This is a genomic window from Duganella alba, from assembly GCF_009674495.1.
Classification (GTDB): domain Bacteria; phylum Pseudomonadota; class Gammaproteobacteria; order Burkholderiales; family Burkholderiaceae_D; genus Rugamonas; species Rugamonas alba.
The window spans coordinates 38831-52640 of the sequence record NZ_WKJN01000018.1 but is presented as its reverse complement, the minus strand read 5'-3'; the positions used below and the strand labels follow the sequence as shown (position 1 = coordinate 52640).

General features: G+C 63.6%; 11 protein-coding genes. All 11 read right to left on the bottom strand.

Features of this window, described 5'->3' with window-relative positions; genetic code table 11:
• Positions 1-56: 56 nt before the first annotated feature.
• The 11 genes from carB to GJ695_RS17890 all read right to left on the bottom strand — a co-directional run bounded on the left by carB (position 57) and on the right by GJ695_RS17890 (position 13810).
• Entirely contained in the window at positions 57-3275 is a 3219-nt protein-coding gene (gene carB / locus GJ695_RS17940; protein ID WP_154367096.1) for a carbamoyl-phosphate synthase large subunit, read from the bottom strand.
• Positions 3276-4445, bottom strand: a complete 1170-nt coding sequence (carA, locus tag GJ695_RS17935) for a glutamine-hydrolyzing carbamoyl-phosphate synthase small subunit (RefSeq protein WP_154367094.1) — start codon at positions 4443-4445, stop codon at positions 3276-3278.
• 207 nt (positions 4446-4652) lie between these two features.
• Positions 4653-5117: a hypothetical protein gene (locus GJ695_RS17930; RefSeq protein ID WP_154367092.1), complete on the bottom strand. Its 465-nt coding sequence runs from the start codon at positions 5115-5117 to the stop codon at positions 4653-4655.
• A gap of 87 nt (positions 5118-5204) precedes the next feature.
• Positions 5205-5663: a hypothetical protein gene (locus tag GJ695_RS17925; protein WP_154367090.1), complete on the bottom strand. Its 459-nt coding sequence runs from the start codon at positions 5661-5663 to the stop codon at positions 5205-5207.
• A gap of 119 nt (positions 5664-5782) precedes the next feature.
• Entirely contained in the window at positions 5783-6193 is a 411-nt protein-coding gene (locus GJ695_RS17920; protein ID WP_110848394.1) for a GlcG/HbpS family heme-binding protein, read from the bottom strand.
• Positions 6194-6202: 9 nt separating this feature from the next.
• Positions 6203-7123: a patatin-like phospholipase family protein gene (locus GJ695_RS17915; RefSeq protein ID WP_154367088.1), complete on the bottom strand. Its 921-nt coding sequence runs from the start codon at positions 7121-7123 to the stop codon at positions 6203-6205.
• A gap of 66 nt (positions 7124-7189) precedes the next feature.
• The gene (locus GJ695_RS17910; RefSeq protein ID WP_154367086.1) at positions 7190-9268 is read right to left on the bottom strand and encodes a glycoside hydrolase family 36 protein; all 2079 of its coding nucleotides are present in this window, start codon (positions 9266-9268) and stop codon (positions 7190-7192) included.
• Positions 9269-9281: 13 nt separating this feature from the next.
• A complete protein-coding gene (locus GJ695_RS17905) occupies positions 9282-10364 on the bottom strand; it encodes an amidohydrolase family protein (protein ID WP_154367084.1) in 1083 nt (360 codons plus the stop codon).
• 17 nt (positions 10365-10381) lie between these two features.
• Positions 10382-11347 carry an N-acetylglucosamine kinase gene (locus GJ695_RS17900; RefSeq protein ID WP_154367082.1) on the bottom strand — a complete coding sequence of 322 codons (966 nt, stop codon included), beginning with the start codon at positions 11345-11347 and terminating at the stop codon, positions 10382-10384.
• Positions 11331-12515, bottom strand: coding sequence for an SIS domain-containing protein (locus GJ695_RS17895; RefSeq protein WP_154367080.1), 1185 nt, complete (start codon positions 12513-12515; stop codon positions 11331-11333). The genes GJ695_RS17900 and GJ695_RS17895 overlap by 17 nt, the downstream gene beginning before the upstream one ends.
• Positions 12509-13810 (bottom strand): D-tagatose-bisphosphate aldolase, class II, non-catalytic subunit, encoded by a 1302-nt coding sequence (locus GJ695_RS17890; RefSeq protein WP_154367079.1) that lies wholly within the window; start codon positions 13808-13810, stop codon positions 12509-12511. The genes GJ695_RS17895 and GJ695_RS17890 overlap by 7 nt, the downstream gene beginning before the upstream one ends.

Sequence of the window (13810 nt, the reverse complement as noted above, 5' to 3'; positions counted from 1 at the left end):
CGCCAACCTGCAGCGCGAGCTCTGTGGTTAATGGGTACTACCTAAACCTCTAAGCCTTAGTGTAAGGTTTTATGCAGCCCTTGTAAATCGTACACACGCAAATCGTCCAGATGGCGGATGCCTTCGACCGCCGCCTCGGCGCCGGCGATGGTGGTGTACGTGGTCACGCGCGACGCCAGCGACGAGGTGCGGATGGCGCGCGAATCGATGATGGCGTTGCGCTTCTCTTCCACCGTGTTGATGACCAGGACAATTTCATGGTTCTTGATCATGTCGACGATGTGCGGACGGCCTTCGACCACCTTGTTCACCGCGGTGACCGGAATGCCGGCCGCCGCGATCACCGCAGCGGTGCCCTTGGTGGCCGCCAGCGTGAAGCCCATGTCGACCAGGTCGCGCGCCACTTTCACGGCGCGCGGCTTGTCCGACGATTTCACCGACAGGAACACCTTGCCCGACTTCGGCAGCTTGACGCCGGCGCCCATCTGCGACTTGACGAAGGCTTCGCCGAAGGTTTTACCGACGCCCATCACTTCACCGGTCGATTTCATCTCAGGGCCGAGGATGGTGTCCACGCCCGGGAATTTCACGAACGGGAACACGGCTTCCTTGACGCTGTAGTACGGCGGCACGACTTCTTTGGTCACGCCCTGGTCCGCCAGCTTCTGACCGACCATGCAGCGCGCGGCGATCTTCGCCAGCTGCAGGCCGGTGGCCTTCGACACGTAAGGCACGGTGCGCGATGCGCGCGGGTTCACTTCCAGCACGTAGACCACGTCCTGGCCGTCCTGCTTCTGGATCGCGAACTGCACGTTCATCAGGCCGACCACGTTCAGACCCTTGGCCATCAGCGAGGTCTGGCGCTTCAGCTCATCGATGGTCTCCTGCGACAGCGAGTACGGTGGCAGCGAGCATGCCGAGTCGCCCGAGTGGACGCCGGCCTGTTCGATGTGTTCCATCACGCCGCCGATGAAGGTGGTTTCGCCGTCCGAAATGCAGTCGACGTCGCACTCGATGGCGTCGTTCAGGAAGCGGTCCAGCAGCACCGGCGAATCGTTCGACACCTTGACCGCTTCGCGCATGTAGCGCTCCAGGTCGCGCTGCTCGTGGACGATTTCCATCGCGCGGCCGCCCAGCACGTAGGAAGGACGCACCACCAGCGGGTAGCCGATTTCCTGCGCCAGCGCCAGGGCGTCGGCTTCGGTGCGCGCGGTGCGGTTAGGCGGCTGACGCAGACCCAGGTCCTGCAGCAGCTTCTGGAAACGCTCGCGGTCTTCGGCGGCGTCGATCATGTCCGGCGAGGTGCCGATGATCGGCACACCGTTGGCTTCCAGGTCCAGCGCCAGTTTCAACGGGGTCTGGCCGCCGTACTGCACGATCACGCCGACCGGTTTTTCCAGTTCGACGATTTCCAGCACGTCTTCCAGCGTCAGCGATTCGAAGTACAGGCGATCCGAGGTATCGTAGTCGGTCGACACGGTCTCCGGATTGCAGTTGACCATGATGGTCTCGTAGCCGTCTTCGCGCATCGCCAGCGCCGCGTGTACGCAGCAGTAGTCGAATTCGATACCCTGGCCGATACGGTTCGGGCCACCGCCCAGCACCATGATCTTCTTCTTGTCGGTCGGATTGGACTCGCACTCTTCATCGTAGGTCGAGTACATGTACGCGGTGTTGGTCGCGAATTCCGCCGCGCAGGTGTCGACGCGCTTGTACACCGGACGGATGCCCAGGCCATGGCGGTACTTGCGCACTTCGGCTGGCGTGGTTTGCAGTAGGAAGGCCAGGCGGCGGTCCGAGAAGCCCTTCTGTTTCAGCTTGTACAGCGTGGTCTTGTCCAGCTGTTCCAGCTTCTGCGTGTCCATCCACAGCTCCAGGTCGACGATCTCTTTAATCTGGATCAGGAACCATGGATCGATCTTGGTCAGCTGGTGCACTTCTTCCATGGTGAAGCCTTGCGCGAAGGCGTCGCCCACGTACCAGATGCGCTCCGGGCCCGGCTCGCCCAGTTCCTCTTCGATCTTCTCGCGGTCCTTGGTTTTCTCGTTCAGGCCATCGACGCCCACTTCCAGGCCGCGCAGCGCTTTCTGGAACGATTCCTGGAAGGTGCGGCCGATCGCCATCACTTCACCGACGGATTTCATCTGGGTGGTCAGGTGGTGGTCGGCGGTCGGGAATTTCTCGAACGTGAAGCGCGGGATCTTGGTGACCACGTAGTCGATCGACGGTTCGAACGAGGCCGGGGTGGCGCCGCCGGTGATCTCGTTGCGCAGCTCGTCCAGCGTGAAGCCGACGGCCAGCTTGGCCGCCACCTTGGCGATCGGGAAGCCGGTGGCTTTCGACGCCAGCGCCGACGAACGCGACACGCGCGGATTCATTTCGATGACGATCATGCGGCCGTCGGCCGGGTTGATCGAGAACTGCACGTTGGAGCCGCCGGTGTCGACGCCGATTTCACGCAGCACCGCCAGCGAGGCGTTGCGCATGATCTGGTATTCCTTGTCGGTCAGCGTTTGCGCCGGCGCCACGGTGATCGAGTCGCCGGTGTGCACGCCCATCGGATCCAGGTTTTCGATCGAGCAGATGATGATGCAGTTGTCCGCCTTGTCGCGCACCACTTCCATCTCGTACTCTTTCCAGCCCAGCAGCGATTCTTCGATCAGCAGCTCGTTGGTTGGCGAAGCTTCCAGGCCGCGTTTGCAGATCGCTTCGAATTCTTCTTCGTTGTAGGCGATGCCGCCGCCGCTGCCGCCCATGGTGAACGATGGACGGATGATGGTCGGGAAGCCGACTTCCTTCTGTACCGCCCATGCCTCGTCCAGCGAGTGCGCCACGCCGGAGCGCGCCGAACCCAGGCCGATCTTGGTCATCGCGTCCTTGAACTTGGAGCGGTCTTCGGCCTTGTCGATGGCTTCCGGCGTCGCGCCGATCAGTTCAACCTTGTACTTGTCCAGCACACCGTGACGGTGCAGGTCCAGCGCGCAGTTCAGCGCGGTCTGGCCGCCCATGGTCGGCAGGATCGCGTCCGGCTTTTCCTTGGCGATGATCTTTTCGACGATCTGCCAGGTGATCGGCTCGATGTAGGTGACGTCGGCCATTTCCGGGTCGGTCATGATGGTCGCAGGGTTGCTGTTGACCAGGATGACTTTGTAGCCCTCTTCGCGCAGGGCCTTGCAGGCCTGGGCGCCGGAGTAGTCGAATTCGCAGGCCTGGCCGATGATGATCGGACCAGCGCCAATAATCAGGATGCTTTTAATATCAGAACGTTTTGGCATTTATTTTTTCTCCGTAGCTTCCATCAGGCCGATGAAGCGGTCAAACAGGTAAGCGACGTCAGTCGGGCCAGGCGATGCTTCAGGGTGGCCCTGGAAGCAGAAGGCCGGCGTATCGGTGCGGGCGAAGCCTTGCAGCGAACCGTCGAACAGCGACACGTGGGTTACGCGGCAGTTGGCCGGCAGCGTGTTCGGGTCCACCGCAAAACCGTGGTTCTGCGAGGTGATCATGACCTTCTTGCTGTCCAGGTCCTGCACCGGGTGGTTGGCGCCGTGGTGGCCGAATTTCATCTTCAGGGTCTTGGCGCCGGACGCCAGGCCCATGATCTGGTGGCCGAGGCAGATGCCGAACAGCGGCAGCTTCTTGTCCATGAAGACCTTGGCGGCGGCGATCGCGTAATCGCACGGTTCAGGGTCGCCCGGACCGTTCGACAGGAACACGCCGTCCGGATTCAGCGCCAGCACGTCTTCCGCGCTGGTCTGCGCCGGCACCACGGTGACTTTGCAGCCGCGCGCGGTCAGCATGCGCAGGATGTTGCGCTTGACGCCGAAGTCGTAGGCCACCACGTGGAACTTGGTGTCGGCTTCGGCCAGCTTGCCGTAGCCTTCGCCGAGCGTCCACTCGGTTTCGGTGTATTCGTAGGCCGACTTGACGGTCACCACCTTGGCCAGGTCCATGCCGGACAGGCCAGGGAAGGAGCGCGCCAGATCCAGCGCCTGCGACGCCGACGGCTCGTTGCCTTGCGTGCCGACCAGGATGGCGCCGGACTGGGCGCCCTTCTCGCGCAGGATGCGGGTCAGCTTGCGCGTGTCGATACCGGCGATGGCGACGATGTTCTCGGCCTTCAGGTAGTCGCCCAGCGATTGGGTGGAGCGGAAATTGGAAGCGATCAGCGGCAGGTCACGGATGATTAGACCGGCAGCGTGCACTTTGGAGGCTTCGACGTCTTCGGCGTTGATGCCGTAGTTGCCGATGTGGGGATACGTCAGCGTGACGATCTGGCGGCTGTAGGAAGGATCGGTGAGGATTTCCTGATAGCCGGTCATGGAAGTGTTGAAGACCACTTCACCGGTGGTATGGCCGGCGGCGCCGATCGAAAAACCTTTGAAAATGGTTCCGTCAGCGAGGGCCAGTATGGCTGGAACGGCGGGGCCAGAAAAAAATGGCGGCAAGGGCAACTCCTGATAAAGTTACCGTAGCTGCGCCACGTCAGACGACCGTCAAGCAACCCAGGCCAAAGCCGCGCCGGGGGTGAGGGTCAGATTGAAGATGGATTGAGTGGTAGTCGCTACGGTAGAGATGTGATTTGGCTAAACCTTTGAATTATAACCAAATCCACCCTGCCTGACAAGGCGGCACAGGCAGTTTATTTGTCTGCGCTACCTCTTCGCCGCATTATAAGCATCCATTTCGCAGATGAAGTTCTGAGCAATGATAAATACCGTAACATAGTCATATTGGCGGCCAAACTTGGGTGTCCAGTAACGGCCATGTGCTAACCAGTGGCGGTACTGGAATGCGTCCAACAGGCCAGATATCAGCACCTTCGGCAAAGCCGCAACATCACCCCAGAGATAAATCAGCTCCTCCTCTAGGCGAGCTCTGCTGCCTTTGCGTTGATACACCTTCCGCATTGCCTTGGATAGCGGATCTCGCCAACGATCATATGCCCGGCGCAAGTAATCTGCTAGCGAACTTGAATAGTCCAACTCTGCCAATGAGCGGTCACGCGCCTCCTCCCTTCCGACGTCGGCATAACGATCAAGCAAGGCTTGCGAAGTCCCTGAGAAAAAATCAAAGAGCGCAGTCTCAACATCTTCATGGTAGATGGCGATCTCATCCAAGCTCAACTCTTGGTGAGAGAAACTGAGCCGATCAACCATTGACAACCCCCATCAACGCATCCCTGAAGGCGTCTTCGGTTAAGTCCATTAAGTGATGCGAGGTGGAGGACTTGAAATCTTCCAGATCCAGTCCCTCGGCAATTCAAGGCTAGCAATGTTATCAAGCGCGCGAAACCTTGGCTCGACAGCATCACGCGGAACGATGACAAACCGGACTACACCGCGCGGTCCCGTCATATCCACGCGCCCTGCCACTCCGATTAAGAAAGTACCCTTGGGAATCAGTTTGACGACCTGCCTACCTATTGTGATTGTCGCAAAAGGCACAGCATACGTCCCTAGCTGATCTTCGTATATGTCCACCTCCGATAAATCAAACTTGACTCCACCGCCATTTTCCAGATGACCAGACAGGCTCGCCTTGACCAAGGCATACAACTCATCGAGCTTGTTAAGCCAAATCTTTTTCTCTTCCTCAAGGTCTGCGCTATTTTCAGCCAGAGCGCCAGCATGCTCCTTAACAAAAAGATCAAATTTTGTATTCATGCCCCTCTCCTCGGCGCTCAGGACTCACGCCTCATTATCTTACAGAGCAAAGCGAGAACAATAAAAAATGCCGCTTGGCTTTGAGCCAAACGGCATTCTTGTCTTGCGGGGAGCGCGGCTTAGTTCAGTGCAGCAATGCCGGCTTTGGCGATTTGTGCATCTTCGTTCGATTTGACGCCCGAGACGCCGACGGCGCCGATGATGTGGCCGTCCACGATGACAGGTACGCCGCCTTCCAGCATGCCATCCGCCATCGGCGCCGGCGCGGTCAGGAAGGAAACGCGGCCGTTGTTGATCACGTCTTCATACAGCTTGGACTCGCGGCGGCCCAGCGCCGATACGCGCGCCTTGGCCGGGGCGATGTGCGACGACAGCGCATTGGCGCCATCCAGGCGCTGTTGCCACAGCAGGTGGCCGCCGTCGTCAACGATGGCGATGCTCACCGCCCAGTTATTGGCCACGGCTTCCGCTTCTGCGGCCACAGCGATTTTCTTGACGTCGGCGAGAGTGAGGTATGGCTTGGTTTGCATAATGCTTCCTTATGGTTTGCGTTTCGCTTCGAGTTTTTGTTTGATCTGGGCCATCACCTGCGCGGCGGCCTGTTCGCCCGCCAGCACCGCCTGGTTGCGGCCATTGAAATCGTTGCTGGCCATCTTGCCCAGCGGCGGCGTGATGACGATGTCGGCGTCGCGCAGCTCGTAGTCGTTGATGCGCTGGCCCATGATGGAGAAGGTCTGCATGATCACGTCCAGCGAGCTGACGGTGGCCTGGACGTCGGCCTGGGTCGAGATGTTGACGGCGATGACGAAGTCCGCCCCCATGTCGCGCGCAAAGCGCACCGGCACCGGCGCCACCAGGCCGCCGTCGACATAGGTGTGGCCGTTGATGGTCACCGGCTGGAACACGCCCGGCACCGCCGACGACGCGCGCACCGCCATGCCGGTGTTCCCGCGCTGGAACAGGATCGGCTTGCCGTCCTTCAGATCGGTGGCCACCGCGCCGAACGGAATCTTCAGCTTTTCCATCGGCAGGTTGTTGACCGACTTGTTGACGTAGGCCTGCAAGGCCTCGCCCTTCAGCACACCGGTATTCTTGCGGAACAGCGGCACGGCCCAGTCGGAAATCGATGCCTCGTCCATTTCCATGGCCAGCTTTTGCAGCTGGAAGCCGGTATTGCCGGCCGCGTACAGGGCGCCGACCACGCTGCCGGCGCTGGTGCCGACCACGATGTCCGGATAAATGCCCTGCGCCTCCAGCGCCTTGATCACGCCGATGTGCGCGAAACCGCGCGCGGCGCCACCGCCCAGCGCCAGGCCGATCTTGATCTTTTTGGGAGGCAGCGGTTCAACCACAGGCGGTTGCAGGATCGGCGTCTCCGCCACGGGAGTCGTTTTGCAGCCGACGATGGCGGCCGCGGAGAGAATGGCTAAACTGGCAAGGACGAGACGGCGAGTGGGCATGTGGACGTATGGACTGATTTAAGCGTCCAGATTGTACACCGCCCCGCCCTCCCTACGCCTGACACATCATTTGGGCGATGCCTCCAGCAGCAGCGCGTGCTCAAAGCGCAGCGTCAGGCGGCTGCGGCCGCCCTCGACTTCGCCGATGTCCCGGCCGTTGGCATAGTCGCGCAAGCGCCAGCGCCCCGGGCCCAGGCCGCGAATCTCGACCGGCCCATCCCAGCGCGGCGCAAAGAAGGCGAAATACGTCTTACCGTCCTTCTCGACCACGTGGCCCTCGGGCTTGTCGAAGCCGATGTCGTACAGTTCGCCGCGATACACGCCGTTGGCCAGCATCTTGTCGCGGTAGATGCCAATCCACTTGCGCCAGACAACTTCGCGTTCCGGCGTCAGCAGGAAGCTGTCCTTCGGCTTGGGATCGACCGGCCAGGTGAACTTGGTCGACAGCACGGCGCCGATGCCGACCGTCGAGGCGAAGTCGTCGCCGCCGTCGCTCAGTTCCACGTGGTCGCCGGCGTATGGCGCCGAACGTCCCATCAGCGCCTTCAGCGTCTTGCCCTTGTGGCGCACCTGCCAGGACGACAGCGGGTCCGAGGCCGGCGCCTGGTTCATGTACGGGAAATTATGGAAGGCATACGAAGTGCCGCACGGGCACAGTTCCACAACCGCCTTCGGATTGATCTCGCGCGCCGTGTCGTACACCATCTTCCAGAAATCCTGCAGCTTTTCGAACGACTCCTCCGGCCGCGCGTGCTTGTGCGCGGGGTTGTAGCACGGCGCCACGCCATTCAGGTGCTGGCCGTCGATCTTCAGGCCCTGGTAGCCCCACTCGCCGAAGATCTTGCGTATCCAGTCGCGCGTCATGTCGATGGTGGGCTGATAGGCCGGGCACAGGTAGAAGCTGTTCCACCAGCTGATCAGCTGCGGCGCGCCCTCCTTGTCCAGCAACAGCATGTCGGTGTGGTCGTGCAGCAGGTCCGAGCCGGGATCGACCGCCAGCGGCGTGATCCACAGCCGCGCCTTCAGGCCGGCGTCCTTGACGGTCTGCACCAGGCCGCGCATGTCGGCTTCGCCGTTGGGGAATTTTTTGGCGTCCAGCTTCCAGTCGCCTTCGTTGTTCTGCCAGCCGTCGTCCAGCACCGCCCATTCGAGACCGAGCTCCTTGGCTTTTTGTAGCGTACCCACCATCAGCGGCACGGTGAAGTCGCGCTCGTAGCCCCAGGCGCACCAGATCGGCTCATAGGACTCTGCTGGCGCATCGGGCGAGCGCAGGCCGCGTTCGGCCATCAGCTGGCGATACTGGTCCAGCGCGGCAAAATAGTCGCCGGTGTGCACCGCCAGGAAGGTTTCCAGCGTGTCGAGCGTGTCGCCCGGCTGCACCGTCGCCTCGCGTTTGAATTCGACCGCCAGCGCGGCGCCGCCGTCGACCGCGCGCACCGGCAGTTCGACCAGGCGCGGCACGGTGTCCAGATGGCCGACCGCCAGGCCGCAGTCGCGCTGCCAGACGTCGGCCGCCGGCGTGCCGCCGCCGTAATCGGAGCCGTTCATGCCCATGAAATTGCGCTGTTCGAAGCCGTACACCATCGGCTGCACCCAGTCGCGGCGGTCGGGATGCGTGGCGCCGGAGAAGGTCCAGAATTCCGCCTTGCGGCCGGCCGCGGGACGCAACGTATGCGCGCTGTTGGCCCACGCCGCGATCAGCAGCGGCTTGCCGGTCGTGTTGCGGTAGGAGACGCGGATAACGGCGAAGCCGGGCTGGCGTTCATGGAAAGTGATGGTCACCGTTTTCTCGATGCCTTCGGGGGACATCCCGGTCAGCCGGTGACGCACGCCGGAGCCATGTGGCCCATCGACGCGGTCGGCCGCCTGCGACACCAGCGCAAAGCGCTCGATCCAGCGGCCGTTCGGCAGTTGCAGCCGTTCGCTGGCGGCGAAGGCCGTCACCGCCGCCGGGCGCGGTCCGCGCCGCGAGATCACGCGGCAGCGCAGCTGGCTGTCGAATTCCAGCGCCATGGCGGTATCGCCGATGCGCGCCACATCTTGGCCCTTGGCGGCGGCGCCGGCCTCGCCCACGGTGGTCGCGACGGCGGCGCCGGCCAGCCATTGCAGCAAGGTGCGGCGGCGTTGGTCATATTGGTTGTTCATCTGTCTCCTTTTTTTAATGCCAGGCTTGCGGATAGGCTTTTTCCGCATTGATCCGATACAGCTTGTCGACCACGGCGCGCGGCAGCGACAGGCCGCGCACTTGCTTGTCCAGCTCCGGCACGGCGAAGCTGTCGGCGGTGACGAAGTACCGCCAGTCGCGCCGCCACACCGTATCCATGTCCTTGACGAAGCCGGCATCGTCCTGCTCCGTCGATTGCGCCAGGTCGGTGCCGTACATCAGCCGGTCCTGGTACTTGATGAAGAAGGCGCGCATCTTCTCGCGGTCGCGCTGCGACTGGTATTGTAGTTGCCCGATGCGCGCGGCCACGTCCACGTTCACGCCGGGATGCGTGTCGAGGAAGCGCCCCAGCCGGTCCACGTCATATTCCAGCGAAGCGAGGTGCACGCCGGTGAAGCGCAGCTTGGGATGCCTGGCCAGCAGATGATCGCGCGCGGCCATCTGCTGTTCATAGCTTGGCATCTCTGGATGCTTGTACATGTGGTAGGCCGGATGGGCCGCAAAGTATTCGCGGTCGTTCTCCACCGTCATCTGCGCCAGCGGCAGCCAGCAGTTGTGCGGTTCGCCCTGATGGCCCAGCACCATCACGCCGCGCTGCGCCAGGCCGTCGAACAGCGTGTCGAAACGCGGATCGTCAACCATCACCAGCCTGCCCTGGCTGTCGCGCAGGCTCATGCCGAGGTTCTTCCACACCTTGACGCCGACCGCGCCGTTGGCCACCGCGCCGTCCAGGTCTTTCAGCGTGGCCGCGCTCCAGTCGGGCTTTTCGAAACCTTCGGTGGAAAAGGTGGCGGCCCAGGCGATCTGCCGCGGATGCTGGCGGGCTGCCGCAATGGCGACGCGGCGCTGCTGCGCCAGCGACGGAAAGTCAGGATAGTCGACGTTGATGGTCAGCGCGCGGAAGTTGTCCTTGCGTGCCAGCGCCAGCCAGGCGTCCTGGTTCTCGCCATGCAGATGCAGGTGCGCGTCGATCTTCGCCACCTTGTCGAAGTCGCGCATGGTGTAGCCGTCGGCGGCGCCGGCAAACGGCGTTGCCAGCAGCGATGCAAGGATGGCGGATATAGCGGTCCAACGCATGTGTTGTCTCCTTGTTGTCAGTGCGCGGCCGCGAGGCGCTCCAGCGCGGCGGCGGTCAGCGGTGTGCCCGCGCTGCGGGCGGCGTACAGCGCCGCGCCCAGCACCGGCGCCAGGCGTGGTGGCGACAGCAGGTACGAACCGGCACGCGCCGCCAGTGCGCGCTCGAACGGCTCGCGGAGCGGCCCGTCGGCGCCAAACAGACCGCCGGTGCGTGACACGGCAACCTCCGTATTGGCCGCGATGCCAAGCGTTCCGCGCACCGCATCGACCAGCGCTGCCAGTTCGGCAGCGGCGGCTTCGATGATCGCCTGCGCCTGCGCGTCACCCTGTCCGGCCGCCTCCGCTACCAGGCGGGACAAGGCCGCCACCTTGCTGCGCTCCCCTTTCAGTTCGCCGTAGACCACTTCGCACAAATCGAGATCCTCTTCCAATGCCAGGCGCTCACGCACCAGCGCATGCAGCGGCCCGCGTGGCGCGCGGCCATCGCTCATACGCGAAAACAGCGCCAGGCCGGCGCGCGCGATCCAGTGCGCCGAACCTTCGTCGCTGAACAGCTCTCCCCAGCCGCCGGCACGCGCGCGCCGTCCGGCGAATTCACCATAGGCCATCGAGCCGGTGCCGGCGATGACGCTGATGCCGTCGGCGCAAGCCAGCGATCCGGCCCAGCTGCAGACCATGTCGTTACCGCACAAGTAGCGGCCGTGGCCCAGCAGCGCGCGCGGCAACACGTCCAGCTGCGGCTGGACGGCACGGTCTTCGCCGTAGGCCGGCAGGCCGAAAAAGGCAAACCCGATATCGCCAGCCGTCACGCCGGCCGCGGCGAGCAGCGCGCCGCAGCCGCGTGCCAGCATGGCGGCGACACCGTCCATGCCAACTTCGAGATAGTAGGCGCTGCCATCCTCATGGCGCGCCAGCACCTTGCCGTCGCTGTCGATCAGTGCGAAGGCGGTCTTGGTGCCGCCGCCGTCAACCCCGAGGAACATGGTCTTCTCCGGCGAGAGGATAGATGGTCACGCCGCGCACCACGCGGTTGACGGTGCCCGACACGCTCGGCGTGTCCGGGCGCAGGCCCAGCGCCAGCGACTGCAATAGCGCAAACGACTGGCAGAACAGGATGTACGGCAGCGCCAGCGCCAGTTCGCCGGCATCCTCCGTGCCTTGCAGCGCCAGCACATCGGCGCCCGGTTCCGGCGCGGCCCGGCCGCTCAGGGCCAGCACCTGCCCCGCGCGGCCGTCGTTGCGCAGTTCGCGCAGCAGATCGAGGTCGTAGCGGCGCGCATGCGGATCATTGGACAGCAGGACCACCACCAGCGTGTCCGAATCCACAATGGTCTTCGGGCCGTGACGGAAGCCCAGCGGCGAGTCGAACAGCGCCACCACCTGGCCGTCGGTCAGCTCCAGCAGCTTGAGCGAAGCCTCGCGCGCCAGTCCGCGCAGCTCATTGCTGCCGAGGTAGACCACGCGCTTGAAGCGGCGCGCCACCAGCGCCTGCAGCAGCGGCAGCGCGCCTGTCAGCAGTTCCGCAGCGGCCGCCGATGGCGCGGCGGTGGCGCCCGGGGCCAGCAAACCAAAAGCCAGCGATGCCGCCAGCAGCATCGAGGTGAAGCTGGTGGTCATGGCAAAGCCACGGTCATGCGTGGCGTCCGGCAGCAGGATGGCGAAGGCATTGCTGCGGCTCTGCGCCATGCGATACAACTCGCCGTCCGCGTTACAAGTGATGACCAGGTGGTACACCTCGCCCACCAGTTGGTCGGCCAGCGTGACGGCAGCCAGGCTTTCGGGACTGCTGCCGGAGCGGGCGAACGACACCAGCAAGGTCGGCACCGCCGGCTGCAGGAACTGCTGCGGGCCGGACACCAGATCGGTGGTCGCCACGGCCTCCGCGCGCCAGCCCTTGCCCAGCATGGCCGGCGTCAGGCATTCGCCGATGAAGGCCGAGGTGCCGGCGCCGGTCAGCACGATGCGCACATCGGCGCGCGCCAGCAACGGAGCGAGGAAGGCGTCCAGCGCCACGCGGTGGTCGGACACCAGCGTATCGATCTGCGGCCAGACGGCGGGCTGCTGCGCGATCTCGCGCGCGGTCAGGCCGGCTCCTGCTTCATCGAGACGCGCCGCGCTGATGCCCAAAATATCCTTGTCTACTACTAGCATGTTTCCAACTCCTTTGTTGCGGCGCCTGCACAGGCGTCCATGTACTGGCGCAGCACTTTGGCCACGCCCTCTTTCAGTAAATCAGCCGGCAGGTTGCGCACGCGCCCTTCGCGCACCGCTTCATACTGCGACGGCAGGTATTGGCTCAATAGCGTCAGCGGCGGCGCTTCGCGCTCCAGGTTCTCGATCAGGCGTGCCTGCGCGGCCTGGATGTCGGGATGCGGCCAGTAGTAGCGTATGCGGTCGCTCAGGCTGTACTGCTGGTCAAAGCGCGCGCGCTGGGGATCGCCAACATAGTATTTGCGCCAGTATTCCGGCTCCGCGCGCATCACTTCCAGCACCGTGTTCTTGAAATCGGATTCCTTGCCGATGCCAATCATCTGCTCTTCGATATCGGCGAGCGCCCAGAGCGTTTCGCGCAGCGCAAAGGTCAGGCCCGGGCCTACTTTCAGGATCGCGAAGTGGCCGGCCACCAGCGCGGCCAGGCTGGACGGCGTCTGGTAATCGGTCGAATGGGCTTCATAGACCATCGTCGGCTCGCCTTCGATCAGGCGACTCAGAGCGACCGCGCGTTCCGGCTTGTAGTCGATTACCTTGTGGTGGTCGAACTCCACGCCCGGTTGCACCACCAGGCCGATCACGCGCGGCCACACCGCTTCCAGTCCGGCGGCGGCAAACGCCTGCCGGTGAACCTTGATGGTCTGCGCCGCCGCTTCCGGCGTGGTGACGCTCAGTTCTTCCAGGTCTTCATGCGCGCCACCGGGCACGGGAACCTCGGTGCCGACCACGTACACCGGCGCCTCGCCGCCGGCAGTACGCCATGCGTTTTCGGCGACCACGCACAGGCGGGCGGCGCGTTCCGCCACCACCGCATCCGGCAGCGGCACCGGGTCGCCGGCGCAGGACATCGAGCAATCCAGGTGGATCTTGCGGAAGCCCGCCGTCACATACTGGCCGATCAGCACTTCGGCCCTGGCCATGGCGTCATTCGCCGGCTGGTCCTGCCACGCGTTCGGCCCGAGATGGTCACCGCCCAGCAGGATGCGTTCGCGCGCCATGCCGCTGCGGTCGGCGATGCCGAACACGAAGTCGCGGAAGGCGGCCGGCGTCATGCCGGTGTAGCCCCCATCCTGATTCACCTGGTTGGAGGTGGATTCGATCAGCACCGGAAGTCCGCGCGCTGCCGCCGATTCCATCGCGGCCTCGATCACCAGCGGATGCGCCGAGCAGACCGAGTGTATGCCGACTGGCTCGCCCGCCTTGTGGCGTTGAACCAGATTCAAAAGATAATCCAT

What these genes read in the sequence shown, in the direction of transcription:
- GJ695_RS17920 (WP_110848394.1), bottom strand. Translation starts at nt 6,193, where the DNA reads ATGCAAACCAAGCCATACCTCACTCTCGCCGACGTCAAGAAAATCGCT.
- GJ695_RS17905 (WP_154367084.1), bottom strand. Translation starts at nt 10,364, where the DNA reads ATGCGTTGGACCGCTATATCCGCCATCCTTGCATCGCTGCTGGCAACG.
- GJ695_RS17915 (WP_154367088.1), bottom strand. Translation starts at nt 7,123, where the DNA reads ATGCCCACTCGCCGTCTCGTCCTTGCCAGTTTAGCCATTCTCTCCGCG.
- GJ695_RS17910 (WP_154367086.1), bottom strand. Translation starts at nt 9,268, where the DNA reads ATGAACAACCAATATGACCAACGCCGCCGCACCTTGCTGCAATGGCTG.
- carB (WP_154367096.1), bottom strand. Translation starts at nt 3,275, where the DNA reads ATGCCAAAACGTTCTGATATTAAAAGCATCCTGATTATTGGCGCTGGT.
- GJ695_RS17890 (WP_154367079.1), bottom strand. Translation starts at nt 13,810, where the DNA reads ATGGATTATCTTTTGAATCTGGTTCAACGCCACAAGGCGGGCGAGCCA.
- GJ695_RS17900 (WP_154367082.1), bottom strand. Translation starts at nt 11,347, where the DNA reads ATGTTCCTCGGGGTTGACGGCGGCGGCACCAAGACCGCCTTCGCACTG.
- GJ695_RS17925 (WP_154367090.1), bottom strand. Translation starts at nt 5,663, where the DNA reads ATGAATACAAAATTTGATCTTTTTGTTAAGGAGCATGCTGGCGCTCTG.
- GJ695_RS17895 (WP_154367080.1), bottom strand. Translation starts at nt 12,515, where the DNA reads ATGCTAGTAGTAGACAAGGATATTTTGGGCATCAGCGCGGCGCGTCTC.